General features: G+C 55.5%; 11 protein-coding genes and 4 tRNA genes. All 15 read right to left on the bottom strand.

Annotated elements, in window-relative coordinates; all coding sequences use genetic code 11:
* Positions 1–75: 75 nt before the first annotated feature.
* Complete coding sequence (gene rpoC / locus ACW9IN_RS19485) at positions 76–4,275, bottom strand: DNA-directed RNA polymerase subunit beta' (RefSeq protein ID WP_457367418.1); 4,200 nt, start codon at positions 4,273–4,275, stop codon at positions 76–78.
* A 65-nt stretch (positions 4,276–4,340) separates the two neighbouring features.
* Entirely contained in the window at positions 4,341–8,414 is a 4,074-nt protein-coding gene (gene rpoB, locus ACW9IN_RS19480) for a DNA-directed RNA polymerase subunit beta (RefSeq protein WP_457367417.1), read from the bottom strand.
* Between the two features lie 220 nt (positions 8,415–8,634).
* On the bottom strand, positions 8,635–9,000 hold the full coding sequence (rplL, locus tag ACW9IN_RS19475) for a 50S ribosomal protein L7/L12 (protein ID WP_007957596.1): 366 nt from the start codon (positions 8,998–9,000) through the stop codon (positions 8,635–8,637).
* Between the two features lie 78 nt (positions 9,001–9,078).
* Positions 9,079–9,579, bottom strand: coding sequence for a 50S ribosomal protein L10 (gene rplJ / locus ACW9IN_RS19470; protein WP_457367416.1), 501 nt, complete (start codon positions 9,577–9,579; stop codon positions 9,079–9,081).
* 200 nt (positions 9,580–9,779) lie between these two features.
* Positions 9,780–10,475: a 50S ribosomal protein L1 gene (gene rplA, locus ACW9IN_RS19465; protein WP_457367415.1), complete on the bottom strand. Its 696-nt coding sequence runs from the start codon at positions 10,473–10,475 to the stop codon at positions 9,780–9,782.
* On the bottom strand, positions 10,475–10,906 hold the full coding sequence (gene rplK, locus ACW9IN_RS19460) for a 50S ribosomal protein L11 (protein WP_003176435.1): 432 nt from the start codon (positions 10,904–10,906) through the stop codon (positions 10,475–10,477). The genes rplA and rplK overlap by 1 nt, the downstream gene beginning before the upstream one ends.
* A gap of 117 nt (positions 10,907–11,023) precedes the next feature.
* Complete coding sequence (gene nusG, locus ACW9IN_RS19455; protein ID WP_003176436.1) at positions 11,024–11,557, bottom strand: transcription termination/antitermination protein NusG; 534 nt, start codon at positions 11,555–11,557, stop codon at positions 11,024–11,026.
* A gap of 9 nt (positions 11,558–11,566) precedes the next feature.
* Positions 11,567–11,935: a preprotein translocase subunit SecE gene (secE, locus tag ACW9IN_RS19450; protein WP_025857211.1), complete on the bottom strand. Its 369-nt coding sequence runs from the start codon at positions 11,933–11,935 to the stop codon at positions 11,567–11,569.
* Positions 11,936–11,980: 45 nt separating this feature from the next.
* Positions 11,981–12,056, bottom strand: a tRNA-Trp gene (locus ACW9IN_RS19445).
* 160 nt (positions 12,057–12,216) lie between these two features.
* Positions 12,217–12,292, bottom strand: a tRNA-Thr gene (locus ACW9IN_RS19440).
* 26 nt (positions 12,293–12,318) lie between these two features.
* Positions 12,319–12,392, bottom strand: a tRNA-Gly gene (locus tag ACW9IN_RS19435).
* Positions 12,393–12,415: 23 nt separating this feature from the next.
* Positions 12,416–12,500: transfer RNA gene (locus ACW9IN_RS19430), tRNA-Tyr, on the bottom strand.
* Positions 12,501–12,643: 143 nt separating this feature from the next.
* Positions 12,644–13,087 carry a hypothetical protein gene (locus tag ACW9IN_RS19425; protein WP_457367414.1) on the bottom strand — a complete coding sequence of 148 codons (444 nt, stop codon included), beginning with the start codon at positions 13,085–13,087 and terminating at the stop codon, positions 12,644–12,646.
* Positions 13,088–13,094: 7 nt separating this feature from the next.
* On the bottom strand, positions 13,095–13,844 hold the full coding sequence (locus ACW9IN_RS19420; protein WP_457367413.1) for a pantothenate kinase: 750 nt from the start codon (positions 13,842–13,844) through the stop codon (positions 13,095–13,097).
* The gene (gene birA / locus ACW9IN_RS19415; RefSeq protein ID WP_457367412.1) at positions 13,834–14,793 is read right to left on the bottom strand and encodes a bifunctional biotin--[acetyl-CoA-carboxylase] ligase/biotin operon repressor BirA; all 960 of its coding nucleotides are present in this window, start codon (positions 14,791–14,793) and stop codon (positions 13,834–13,836) included. Before birA ends, ACW9IN_RS19420 begins: the two co-directional genes overlap by 11 nt.
* Positions 14,794–14,956 lie beyond the last annotated feature (163 nt).

Genomic DNA, 14,956 nt, shown 5'->3' with positions numbered 1-14,956 from the left:
TCGCCAGATCAAAGTACGAATACTTTGTTCCGACGAGCGGGGGCTGTCAGGGCCCGATCTTATTTATCGCAGAACTCAGTTACCGCTCGAGTTCAGCGCTTCGGTCAGTGCAGCTTCCACTTCACTGGCGCTTACGCGCAACGGCTTGTCTGCATCACGGCGACGCTTGCGCTCGCTGTGGTAGGCCAAACCGGTACCAGCCGGGATCAAACGACCCACGACCACGTTTTCTTTCAGGCCACGCAGGTAGTCACGCTTACCGGTCACCGCCGCTTCGGTCAGTACGCGAGTGGTCTCCTGGAAGGAGGCCGCCGAGATGAACGATTCGGTCGACAACGACGCCTTGGTGATACCCAGCAGTACACGCGTGAACTTGGAGACGAACTTGTCTTCACCGCCCAGACGCTCGTTTTCTACCAGCACCTGAGTCAACTCCATCTGGTCGCCCTTGATGAAGCTGGAGTCGCCGGACTCGGAGATCTCAACTTTACGCAGCATCTGACGCAGGATGGTCTCGATGTGCTTGTCGTTGATCTTCACGCCTTGCAGACGGTAAACGTCCTGAATCTCGTTGACGATGTACTTGGCCAGCGCACTCACACCCAGCAAACGCAGGATGTCGTGTGGATCGCTCGGACCGTCGGAGATAACTTCGCCGCGGTTAACCTGCTCACCTTCGAACACGTTCAGGTGACGCCACTTCGGAATCAGCTCTTCGTACGGATCGCTACCGTCGTTCGGAGTGATGACCAGACGGCGCTTGCCCTTGGTCTCTTTACCGAACGCGATGGTGCCGCTGACTTCAGCCAGAATCGACGCTTCTTTCGGACGACGGGCTTCGAACAGGTCGGCAACACGCGGCAGACCACCGGTGATGTCACGGGTCTTCGAAGTTTCTTGCGGAATACGAGCGATAACATCACCGATCGCGATCTGCGCACCGTCCGCCACGCCGACCAGGGCGTTGGCTGGCAGGAAGTATTGAGCCGGCACGTCAGTACCTGGCAGCAACAGATCCTTGCCGTTGGCATCGACCATCTTCACGGCAGGACGGATGTCCTTACCGGCAGCTGGACGATCCTTCACGTCGAGCACTTCAATGTTGGTCATACCGGTCAATTCGTCAGTCTGACGCTTGATCGTGATGCCTTCTTCCATGCCCACGTAGGTCACGGTACCTTTCATTTCAGTAACGATCGGGTGAGTGTGCGGATCCCACTTGGCCACGATTGCGCCAGCGTCGACCTTGTCACCCTCTTTAACCGAAATCACAGCACCGTACGGCAGCTTGTAGCGCTCGCGCTCACGACCGAAGTCATCAGCGATGGCCAACTCACCGGAACGGGACACAGCTACCAGGTGACCATCCACTCGCTCAACGTGCTTCAGGTTATGCAGACGGACAGTACCGCCATTCTTCACCTGAACGCTGTCGGCCGCGGAGGTCCGGCTTGCCGCACCACCGATGTGGAACGTACGCATCGTCAGCTGGGTACCTGGCTCACCGATGGACTGAGCGGCGATAACGCCGACAGCTTCACCGATGTTCACCAGGTGACCACGTGCCAGATCACGGCCGTAGCACTTGGCGCAGATGCCATAGCGGGTTTCACAGCTGATCGGCGAGCGAACGATCACTTCGTCAATGCTGTTGAGCTCGATGAACTCGACCCACTTCTCGTCAACCAGAGTGCCGGCGGGAACGATGACGTCTTCGGTACCTGGCTTGAATACATCACGGGCAATAACACGACCCAGTACACGCTCACCCAGAGGCTCTACAACGTCGCCGCCTTCAATATGCGGAGTCATCAGCAGGCCGTGCTCGGTGCCGCAGTCGATCTCGGTTACAACCAGATCTTGTGCAACGTCTACCAGACGACGCGTCAGGTAACCGGAGTTCGCGGTTTTCAACGCGGTATCCGCCAGACCTTTACGAGCACCGTGAGTGGAGATGAAGTACTGGAGTACGCTCAAACCTTCACGGAAGTTCGCAGTAATCGGCGTTTCGATGATGGAGCCGTCCGGCTTGGCCATCAGGCCACGCATACCAGCCAGCTGGCGAATCTGTGCAGCAGAACCCCGCGCACCCGAGTCAGCCATCATGTACATCGAGTTGAAGGATTCCTGGTCAACGGTCTCGCCATGACGATCGACAACCTTTTCTTTCGAAAGGTTGGCCATCATCGCCTTGGACACTTCGTCGTTGGCCTTGGACCACAGGTCGATCACCTTGTTGTACTTCTCGCCCTGGGTTACCAGGCCGGAGGCATACTGACTCTCGATTTCCTTCACTTCGTCGGTAGCGGTACCGATGATGCGGGCTTTCTCGTCAGGGATAACGAAGTCGTTAACACCGATGGAAACACCGGAAATGGTCGAGTAGGCAAAACCGGTGTACATCAACTGGTCAGCGAAGATCACGGTCTCTTTCAAACCCACCACGCGGTAGCACTGGTTGATCAGCTTGGAGATCGCTTTTTTCTTCATCGGCAGGTTGACGACGTCGTACGACAGACCTTTTGGCACAACTTGATACAACAGCGCACGGCCGACAGTGGTGTCGACGATACGGGTGTTGGTCACGCTGCCACCATCACGGTCGTTGACGGTTTCGTTGATCCGCACTTTGACCTTGGCGTGCAGTGCGGCTTCGCCGGCACGGAACACACGGTCAACTTCTTGCAGGTCAGCGAAAACACGACCTTCGCCCTTGGCGTTGATCGCTTCACGAGTCATGTAGTACAGACCCAATACAACGTCCTGCGACGGAACGATGATTGGCTCACCGTTGGCTGGCGACAGAATGTTGTTGGTCGACATCATCAACGCACGCGCTTCCAGCTGGGCTTCCAGTGTCAGCGGTACGTGCACGGCCATTTGGTCGCCGTCGAAGTCGGCGTTGTACGCAGCACAGACCAGAGGGTGCAGCTGGATAGCCTTACCTTCGATCAGTACCGGCTCAAACGCCTGGATACCCAGACGGTGAAGGGTCGGTGCACGGTTGAGGAGAACCGGGTGTTCACGGATCACTTCAGCGAGAACGTCCCAAACCTCTGGCAGTTCGCGCTCGACCATTTTCTTGGCCGCTTTGATGGTGGTCGCCAGACCGCGCATTTCGAGCTTGCCGAAAATGAACGGTTTGAACAGTTCCAGAGCCATCTTCTTCGGCAGACCGCACTGATGCAGACGCAGGGTCGGGCCCACGGTAATTACCGAACGACCGGAGTAGTCAACACGCTTACCGAGCAAGTTCTGACGGAAACGGCCTTGCTTACCCTTGATCATGTCGGCCAGGGATTTCAGAGGACGCTTGTTGGAACCGGTGATAGCACGGCCACGACGACCGTTGTCGAGCAAGGCGTCGACCGCTTCCTGCAACATACGCTTTTCGTTGCGCACGATGATATCCGGAGCGGACAGGTCGAGCAGACGCTTCAAACGGTTGTTACGGTTGATCACGCGGCGGTACAGGTCGTTGAGGTCAGACGTCGCGAAACGACCACCATCCAACGGCACCAGCGGACGCAGGTCTGGCGGCAGAACCGGCAGAACGGTCAGCACCATCCACTCTGGCAGGTTGCCGGAACCCTGGAAGGCTTCCATCAACTTCAGACGCTTGGACAGTTTCTTGATCTTGGTTTCGGAGTTGGTTTGCGGAATTTCTTCACGCAGACGGCCAATCTCGTGCTCCAGATCGATCGCGTGCAGCAGTTCGCGGACAGCTTCGGCACCCATGCGGGCGTCGAAATCGTCACCGAATTCTTCCAGCGCTTCGAAGTACTGCTCGTCGTTCAGCAACTGACCTTTTTCAAGGGTGGTCATGCCTGGATCGATAACGACATAGCTCTCGAAGTAGAGAACGCGTTCGATATCACGCAGGGTCATGTCCATCAGCAAGCCGATACGGGACGGCAGCGATTTCAGGAACCAGATGTGGGCAACCGGCGAAGCCAGTTCGATGTGCGCCATGCGCTCACGACGAACCTTGGCCAGCGCGACTTCAACGCCGCACTTCTCGCAGATTACACCACGGTGTTTCAAGCGCTTGTACTTACCGCACAGGCACTCGTAGTCCTTGACCGGGCCAAAGATCTTGGCGCAGAACAGGCCGTCACGCTCAGGCTTGAACGTACGGTAGTTGATGGTTTCCGGCTTTTTAACTTCACCGAACGACCACGAACGGATCATCTCAGGCGATGCCAACCCAATACGGATGGCGTCGAACTCTTCGACTTGACCCTGGTTTTTCAGCAAATTCAGTAGGTCTTTCAAGGCCTTTCCTCCTGGCGGAGCAGAGAGCGGGCTTTATCAGCCACGCTCTCGATTCGCGTCACGTGTTATTCGGTTTCCAGATCGATATCGATGCCGAGGGAACGAATTTCCTTGATCAACACGTTGAAGGACTCGGGCATGCCCGGCTCCATACGGTGATCGCCGTCCACGATGTTTTTGTACATCTTGGTCCGGCCGTTCACATCGTCCGACTTCACTGTGAGCATTTCTTGCAGAGTGTAAGCAGCACCGTATGCTTCCAGTGCCCAGACCTCCATCTCCCCGAAACGCTGACCACCGAACTGAGCCTTACCACCCAGCGGCTGCTGGGTAACCAGGCTGTACGAACCGGTAGAACGAGCGTGCATCTTGTCGTCTACCAAGTGGTTCAGCTTCAGCATGTACATGTAGCCAACAGTAACCGGGCGCTCGAACTTGTTGCCGGTACGGCCGTCGAACAGCTGCATCTGGCCGCTTTCTGGCAGGTCTGCCAGTTTCAGCATGGCCTTGATTTCGACTTCCTTGGCACCGTCGAACACTGGGGTAGCCATTGGAACGCCGCCACGCAAGTTCTTCGCCAAGTCCAGGATTTCCTGGTCGGAGAAGTCTTCCAACTTCTCTTGGCGACCGCCGATCTCGTTATAGATCTCGGTCAGGAACTTACGCAGTTCTGCAACCTTGCGCTGCTCTTCGATCATACGGTTGATCTTCTCACCCAGACCTTTGGCCGCAAGGCCCAGGTGGGTTTCAAGGATCTGACCAACGTTCATACGCGAAGGTACGCCCAACGGGTTAAGGACCACGTCCACCGGTGTGCCATTGGCATCGTGCGGCATGTCTTCAACCGGCATGATCACAGAGACCACACCTTTGTTACCGTGACGACCGGCCATCTTGTCGCCCGGTTGGATGCGGCGACGGATTGCCAGGTAAACCTTGACGATTTTCAGCACGCCTGGAGCCAGGTCATCGCCCTGCTGCAGTTTGCGCTTCTTGTCTTCGAACTTGTCGTCCAGCAGGCGACGGCGATCAACGATGTAGGCCTGAGCCTTCTCGAGCTGCTCGTTCAGAGCATCTTCCGCCATGCGCAGCTTGAACCACTGACCGTGTTCCAGACCGTCGAGCACTTCGTCAGTGATGTCCTGACCTTTCTTCAGACCAGCGCCACCTTCGGCCTTGTGGCCTACCAGTGCGGAGCGCAGACGTTCGAAGGTTGCACCTTCGACGATGCGGAACTCTTCGTTCAAGTCCTTGCGGATCTCGTCCAGCTGGCTCTTCTCGATGGACAGGGCACGACTGTCGCGCTCAACGCCATCACGGGTGAAGACCTGCACGTCGATGACAGTACCTTTGGTACCGGTAGGTACGCGCAGGGAAGTGTCTTTAACGTCGCTGGCTTTCTCACCGAAGATTGCACGCAGCAGTTTTTCTTCCGGAGTCAGCTGGGTCTCACCTTTTGGAGTGACCTTGCCTACCAGAATGTCGCCCGGGCCAACTTCGGCGCCGACGTAAACGATACCGGCTTCGTCCAGCTTGTTCAGAGCAGCTTCACCCACGTTCGGGATGTCTGCAGTGATTTCCTCTGGGCCAAGCTTGGTGTCACGAGCCACACAGGTCAGTTCCTGAATGTGGATCGTGGTGAAACGGTCTTCCTGAACAACACGCTCGGACAGGCAGATGGAGTCTTCGAAGTTGAAGCCGTTCCATGCCATGAACGCGATGCGCATGTTCTGACCCAGTGCCAGTTCACCCATGTCGGTGGACGGGCCGTCGGCCATGATATCGCTACGCTGAACGCGATCACCTTTGCTCACCAGCGGACGCTGGTTGATGCAGGTGTTCTGGTTCGAACGGGTGTACTTGGTCAGGTTGTAGATGTCGACACCGGCTTCGCCAGTTTCAACTTCGTCATCGGCAACACGAACCACGATACGGCTTGCGTCAACGGAGTCGATCACGCCGCCACGACGAGCCACGACGCAAACGCCGGAGTCACGAGCGACGTTACGCTCCATGCCGGTACCGACCAGCGGCTTGTCAGCACGCAGGGTTGGTACAGCCTGACGCTGCATGTTGGAACCCATCAATGCCCGGTTGGCGTCGTCGTGCTCGAGAAACGGAATCAGCGACGCTGCAACCGATACTACCTGCTTCGGCGAAACGTCCATCAGGGTGACGTCTTCCGGCGCCTTGACGGTGAACTCGTTCAGGTGACGTACCGCCACCAGCTCGTCGATCAGGACTTTCTTGTCGTTCATCGTGGCCGAAGCCTGAGCGATCACGTGATCAGCTTCTTCGATGGCGGACAGGAACACGATGTCGTCGGTGACCACACCTTCTTTAACCACACGGTATGGACTTTCCAGGAAGCCATACTGGTTGGTACGCGCGTAGGCCGCCAGGGAGTTGATCAGGCCGATGTTCGGACCTTCCGGCGTTTCGATCGGGCATACACGACCATAGTGAGTCGGGTGTACGTCACGAACTTCGAAGCCTGCACGCTCACGGGTCAAACCGCCCGGGCCAAGTGCCGAAACACGGCGCTTGTGGGTGATCTCGGAGAGCGGGTTGTTCTGGTCCATGAACTGGGAAAGCTGGCTGGAACCGAAGAACTCTTTCACCGCAGCAGCGACTGGCTTGGCGTTGATCAGGTCCTGAGGCATCAGACCTTCGCTTTCGGCCATCGACAGACGCTCTTTGACCGCACGTTCAACACGTACCAGGCCAACGCGGAACTGGTTCTCGGCCATTTCACCTACGCAACGAACACGGCGGTTACCCAGGTGGTCGATGTCGTCGACGATGCCTTTGCCGTTACGGATGTCGACCAGGGTCTTCAGAACCTCGACGATATCTTCCTTGCTCAGCACGCCCGAACCTTCGATTTCGGTGCGACCGATACGACGGTTGAACTTCATCCGACCAACCGCAGACAGGTCATAACGCTCAGGGCTGAAGAACAGGTTGTTGAACAACGTCTCGGCCGCATCTTTGGTCGGTGGCTCACCAGGACGCATCATGCGATAGATCTCGACCAGCGCTTCCAATTGGTTGCTGGTGGAGTCGATCTTCAACGTGTCGGAAATGAACGGACCGCAGTCGATGTCGTTGGTGTACAGCGTTTCGATGCGAACAACCTGGGCCTTGGCGATTTTTGCCAGGATCTCGGTGTTCAGCTCGGTGTTGCATTCAGCCAGGATTTCACCGGTGGCCGGGTGAACGATGGCCTTGGCGGTCGTGCGACCCAAGACGTAGTCCAGAGGCACTTCCAGCTCTTTGATACCGGCCTTTTCGATCTGGTTGATGTGGCGTGCAGTGATACGACGACCAGCCTCAACAATGACCTTGCCTTTTTCGTCCTGGATGTCCAGAACGGCAATTTCACCACGCAGACGCGAAGCGATCAGCTCCAGCTTGAGGGTTTCATCCTTCAGGCTGAATACGTTGGTGGTGTAGAAAGCATCCAGCACTTGTTCGGTGGTGTAACCCAGCGCGCGCAGCAGTACCGAGGCCGGCAGTTTGCGGCGACGGTCGATACGTACGAATACGCAATCTTTCGGGTCGAACTCGAAGTCCAGCCACGAACCGCGGTATGGAATGATCCGCGCGGAGTACAGGAGTTTGCCGGAGCTGTGCGTCTTGCCGCGGTCGTGGTCGAAGAACACGCCCGGGGAACGGTGCAGTTGGGAAACGATAACGCGTTCGGTACCGTTGATAACGAAGGTACCGTTTTCAGTCATCAGGGGGATTTCACCCATGTAGACTTCTTGCTCTTTGATGTCCTTGATCGCTTTGTTCGACGATTCTTTGTCGAAAATGATCAGACGGACTTTTACCCGCAAAGGTACGGCGTACGTGACGCCGCGCAACACGCATTCTTTGACATCAAATGCCGGTTCGCCCAGACGATAACCGACGTACTCCAGCGCAGCATTGCCGGAGTAGCTGATGATCGGGAAAACGGATTTGAAGGCCGCATGCAGGCCCACGTCGCGGAACTGATCTTTGGTCGCTCCCGCCTGCAAGAATTCACGATACGAATCCAGCTGGATAGCCAGAAGGTACGGGACATCCATGACGTCCGGCAACTTGCTAAAGTCCTTGCGGATACGTTTTTTCTCAGTATATGAGTAAGCCATCAGCGTTCCCCAGCTTGGTCACCTGCTTGTTTGGCCCCTCCCGACGGGAGCAGCCAGAAAATCTTGCAAACCCCTTGGTTTGCACCACCGCATCGGGTGGCTACAACACGCTTTTGGCGGCGACCGAGTCGACAGCCAAGAACGGAAAAAGGCCGGTGGCAAGAGCCACCAGCCATCAGCCTTCAGCTTAACGCTTGGGCCGGAGACACAAGGTCGATGCTTATTTCAGCTCGACTTTAGCGCCTGCTTCTTCCAGCTTCTTCTTAGCGTCTTCAGCGGCTTCTTTCGAAACGCCTTCAGCTACAACCTGAGGAGCGCCGTCGACTTTCTCTTTGGCTTCTTTCAGGCCCAGACCAGTCAGTTCACGAACTGCCTTGATCACGTTTACTTTCTTCTCGCCGGCTTCAACCAGAACAACGTTGAACTCGGTTTGCTCTTCAACAACAGCAGCGGCAGCAGCAGGACCAGCAGCAGCGACAGCAGCGGTCACGCCGAAGGTTTCTTCCATTGCCTTGATCAGCTCAACAACTTCCAGAACGGTTTTCTGGCCGATTGCTTCGATGATTTGTTCGTTAGTCAGAGACATGACTCAATTCCTGAATTGGGGGACAGCCTAGTACGGCTATCGAAATAAACAAAAATACGCGAAAGGAAATCCAGGGCCTTAGGCCGCGGAAGCTTCCTTCTGGTCGCGAATAGCTGCCAGAGTACGAGCCAGCTTGCTGGTAGCGCCTTGAATCACGCTCATCAGTTTCGCGATAGCTTCGTCACGGGTCGGCAGGCTTGCCAGTACGTCGATTTCGTTTGCTGCGAGGAACTTGCCCTCGAACGCAGCTGCCTTGATCTCGAACTTGTCCTGACCCTTGGCGAACTCTTTGAAAATACGGGCAGCAGCGCCCGGATGTTCATTGGAGAACGCGATCAGGGTCGGGCCGGTGAACGCATCGTTGAGAACACTGTAGTCAGTGCCAGCAACAGCGCGCTTGAGCAGGGTGTTACGTACAACGCGTACGTAAACGCCAGCTTCACGAGCCTCTTTACGGAGTCCGGTCATTGCGCCTACTGTTACGCCACGGGCATCAGCCACGACAGCGGACAGAGCGACTTTGGCAGCCTCGTTGACTTCAGCGACGATGGCCTTCTTGTCTTCGAGATTAATTGCCACGGGTTTAACTCCTGCTTGTTACCGTTTCATCAGGCCTGAGCCGGATGTCGTTTTGGTGTCTGATTCGGTAAGGAACCGGGAGCACCATCTGCGTAGGCTGTAGGTTTAAGACTTTCGCCGCCTACGGTCTTGGATAGCCCCCGCCAGGCAGGGACCCCAATCTTTCAATTGGCGCATTTAAAGCTGCGCCAATTTGTGTCTTATACGTTCAGCGAACCCTGGTCGATGACCAGACCTGGGCCCATAGTGGTGCTCAGGGTAACGCGCTTGACGTAGATACCTTTCGAAGAGGCCGGCTTGATGCGCTTCAGGTCAGCGATCAGGGCTTCAACGTTTTCCTTCAGCTTGACGGCGTCGAAACCGACTTTGCCAACGGAGGTGTGAATGATGCCGTTTTTGTCGGTGCGGTAGCGAACCTGGCCAGCCTTGGCATTTTTAACTGCGTTGGCGACGTCTGGAGTTACGGTACCGACTTTCGGGTTAGGCATCAGACCACGTGGACCGAGGATCTGACCGAGCTGGCCCACAACGCGCATTGCATCCGGGGAAGCAATTACTACGTCATAGTTCAGGTCGCCGCCTTTCATTTCGGCGGCCAGGTCATCCATACCAACGCGATCAGCGCCAGCGGCCAGAGCAGCTTCAGCTGCCGGGCCTTGGGTGAAGACAGCAACACGTACAGTCTTGCCAGTGCCGTGCGGCAGCACAGTAGCGCTACGAACAACCTGGTCGGATTTACGTGGATCTACGCCCAGGTTCACAGCAACGTCAACAGACTCGCTGAACTTGACAGTCGACAGCTCGGTCAGCAGAGCAGCAGCGTCTTCGAAATTGTAAGACTTGCCTGCTTCGATTTTGCTGGCGATAGCCTTTTGGCGCTTGGTCAGCTTAGCCATTACACACCCTCCACGTTAAGGCCCATGCTACGAGCAGAACCGGCGATGGTACGCACGGCTGCATCCATATCAGCTGCAGTCAGATCCGCGTTTTTGGTTTTCGCGATTTCTTCCAGCTGAGCACGAGTTACGGTGCCAACCTTAACGGTGTTAGGACGAGCGGAACCGCTAGTCAAACCAGCAGCCTTCTTCAGCAGAACCGAAGCTGGGGTCGACTTGGTTTCGAAAGTGAAGCTACGGTCGCTGTATACAGTGATGATCACTGGAGTCGGCAGACCTGGCTCAAGACCCTGAGTACGGGCATTGAAGGCCTTGCAGAATTCCATGATGTTCACGCCGTGCTGACCCAGAGCTGGACCGACGGGTGGACTTGGGTTGGCCTGAGCGGCCTTCACTTGCAGCTTGATGTAAGCGGTAATCTTCTTGGCCATGAGGCACTCCAATTACGGGTTCAAACGCCTCGAAAGGCTCCCCGGTTACTTGCGCGTTTATCCCAGTGACGACAAAACCCCACAGCCTAGGACTGTGGGGTTGGGATGCTTGCTCAGCTAGACCTTCTCGACCTGACTGAATTCCAACTCTACCGGAGTAGAGCGACCGAAAATGAGCACAGCCACTTGGATCCGGCTCTTTTCGTAGTTAACCTCTTCGACAGTACCGTTAAAATCAGCAAACGGACCATCTGTAACACGAACAACCTCACCCGGCTCGAACAACGTCTTCGGCTTGGGCTTGTCGCTACCATCAGCAACACGACGCAGAATTGCTTCTGCCTCTTTGTCGGTGATTGGAGCAGGCTTATCAGCGGTACCGCCGATGAAACCCATGACACGAGGGGTATCCTTGACTAAGTGCCAAGTACCTTCGTTCATGTCCATTTGAACCAGCACATACCCTGGAAAGAACTTACGTTCGCTCTTGCGCTTCTGACCATTCCGCATTTCGACCACTTCTTCAGTGGGAACCAGAATTTCGCCGAAGCCATCTTCCATGCCTGCCAGCTTTACGCGCTCCAGCAAAGAGCGCATAACATGCTTCTCGTAACCCGAGTAAGCATGCACAACGTACCAACGCTTAGCCACGGGACACCCTTAGCCAACAATCAAGGAAACAAGCCAGCCGAGCAGGGAATCAAGACCCCACAACAGCAACGCCATAACCAGCACAACAGCCACCACAATCAGGGTGGTCTGCGTGGTTTCTTGGCGAGTCGGCCAAACGACTTTACGAATTTCGGTGCGCGCTTCCTTTACCAGGACCGCGAAAGACTTGCCTTTAGCAGTCTGCAGACCTACAAAGGCAGCTACAGCAGCAAGGACAAGCAATGCGAGCACACGGTACAGGATCGGCGAAGCAGAATAGTACTGATTGCCAACAACGCCTACGACCACCAACGCGACCACAGCGAGCCACTTGACCAGATCGAAACGAGAGCTTTGAGCTTCAGCCTTAGGAGTCATCTATGAAGATCCTGTGAAAAGAAAGCCAGACACACCACGTGAATCTGGCAGGTCAGGAGGGAATCGAACCCCCAACCTACGGTTTTGGAGACCGTCGCTCTGCCAATTGAGCTACTGACCTAAAACAAATCAGGCCGACCATTATGCAGGCCTGAAAAAGACTTTACAACAACCAACCCCAAGAGACTTGAAATCACCCGGCAACAAAGCCAGGCACAACACCATCAAGCCGAGGCAGCTGTTAAAACAAAGGCAGATATTTTCATATCTGCCTTGTTATATGGAGCTCTTGAGCGGATTTGAACCGCTGACCTCACCCTTACCAAGGGTGTGCTCTACCAACTGAGCTACAAGAGCGAAACACATTGCACAACCTGCAAACTTGGAGCGGGTAGCGGGAATCGAACCCGCATCATCAGCTTGGAAGGCTGAGGTTCTACCACTAAACTATACCCGCGGAGCTTGCAGCTCACGCTAAAATGGTGGAGGGGGAAGGATTCGAACCTTCGAAGTCGTAGACGTCAGATTTACAGTCTGATCCCTTTGGCCGCTCGGGAACCCCTCCTAAGCGAGCCGGCATTTTACATTACGCCGACCTTCTGTCAAGCATTTTCTCATTTAAAAATATGAGGTTAGCTGCATTGACCGTCGCTTCACACCGCTGACCGTAAAGGTCTTCACTGCGAAGCGGGCGCCATTCTATGCAAACTAATCGAGAGTTGCAACGCCTTCGCACAACATTATTTTATGTTTTAACTCATTGAATTCCTTAGCAAGGTTTTCAAAGGGCAGATCTTCAGCCAGGCGCCTGCTTTCGGGGGCAACACGGAGCCAGTAACCAGAGACCTCCTGCGTATTGAGCAATTGCATCTTGACCTTTATATCCAGACTGATCAGACGCTGCTCTAGTACCAACGCTTGTCGCTGATCCGCAAAACCACCCAGATACAAACAGGTATTCACCTCAGAAGCCTTGGCCTTGTCACGCTTTTGCACGGCATCGGATGATTCACTCAGAAGGCGGATATCTTGCTGCGAGCCCTTGTAGAGACTCAGAGGAGTGACATCCTTTGCCCGTAACGGCGCCTCTTGCTGATGCCAAATGTAGTAGAACGCATTGAGGACCAGCAAAAGCAAAAACAGCCAACGCATAAACACCTCAGGACAAAGGGCACGCCATCGCCAGGCCAACAAAGACCAGATCCGGAACAAGCCGAGCCTGAGGCACAGCCTCCGAAACGAGCTCGGCATCCCCGCCAGTGAGAAACACCACGAATTCATCACCCCAGTAACTTCGAGCAAGCTCCAGCTGAGTCAGCACGAAGCCTCTCAGCATGAGCGTACAGCCGCGCTCTACTGCCTCGACGGTGGTACGACCTGGCGATAAGCGCGCCAATGCCTGCTCGGCTGCGGCATCGTCATAACGTATCTTGCGGGTATGAGTTCGCAACTGGTTACGCATCAACGGCATCCCAGGACAAATGAAGCCTCCTAGGTGCTCACCATCCGCAGCAATAAAATCGGCCGTTGCCGCAGTACCGAAATCAAGTACCAGGCAGGCACCCGAGGCCAATTTGAACGCACCGAGCATTGCCAACCAGCGATCAAGCCCGAGGCGCTCGAACTCCTCATACCCGTTGCGTACGCCCGCCATGTCGCGCGCGGGCGCAGCGCAGGACACGACAACCCCAAAAGACGCCTCCAAGGCCGCCACCAACTTGCTCGTTTCTTCTGAAGCCCTAACACTCACCAAACGACAGCGTGTCAGCAAGACGCCGGGCAGCGCCAACAGGCTATCGATTAGGGCAACATCCGAACCGACAACGCCTTCTGCAAAAACGCCGATTGCTGTCAAATCAAGCACGCGCCATTTGATGAAGCTATTCCCACAGTCGAGCTCAAGAATCATCACGCAACCTCAGGCTTAACTCACCACCGCTGTACGTCTTTTCGACACCCTCTACACTCAATCGCAAAGCCCCCTGACGATCGACGCCCAAGACCACGCCCTCAATATGATTAACCCCTGCTATGAGGGAAACAGCTTTACCCTGCCACAAATGATTCTGCTCCCACTCCTCTTGGAGCGCCGCAAAACCGGAGGCCTTATGTCGATCCAGATAGTGCTGCAGTTGCAGGCCAAGTCTCGCAACAAGAAGGTTACGATCAAGAGGCAAACCAGTTTCCAGCTGCACCGAGGTCCACTGCTGATCAACGTCTGCAGTTCTTTGCATATTCACGTTAATCCCAACCCCCAGGACAACGTGACAGATATCCGCTGGATCCCCGACCAGCTCAAGCAAAATTCCGGCAATTTTTTTCCTGCCAACCAAAACGTCGTTTGGCCACTTCAGCGCTGCACCTTGCACCCCAGACTCACGCAGAGCCTGCATGACAGCCAATCCGACGACAAGGCTCAACCCTTCCAATTGCCTGAGTCCACCCTCGATGCGCAATACGAGGCTGTAATACACATTTTGTGCGAATGGACTGACCCACGCCCGACCCCGCCGCCCTCTCCCTGCCGTTTGCTGCTCTGCGAGCACCAGGAGCGGGGCGGCACAGCCAATCTCGACAAGGCGCAGCGCTTCAGCATTAGTGGAGTCAATGGAATCTGAAATATGAACGGGCCAGCTTAGGGTAGGCGCATTCGAGGTGATCTCCTCAACACTCAAGAAGACCAATGGCGATGCCAACTGATATCCCCGCCCTCGAACCTTATGGACAGACAGGTTCAATTCGGCCTCCAGGTGCTGCAGTTGCTTCCAGACAGCACTGCGACTGATGCCCAAGGCGACACCCAATGCCTCTCCAGAGTGGAATCGACCGTCTTTCAAGAGTTTCAACAACGTCAGCATGCAAGTATCGCCTCACAATGAGGCACGCATGATAGCCATGCGTAAGACCATTGCATAGAAAGGCGGGCGCTTAGCGTGAAAGGTCGGGCAACAAAAACGCTCAAATGCCTTTTCACCCGCCCAAAACAAAACCCCATCTGCTTTCGCAAATGGGGTTTCGGAA

It is taken from the genome of Pseudomonas sp. SDO5271_S396 (assembly GCF_054071795.1).
This window is presented reverse-complemented; position numbering and strand designations above follow the sequence as displayed.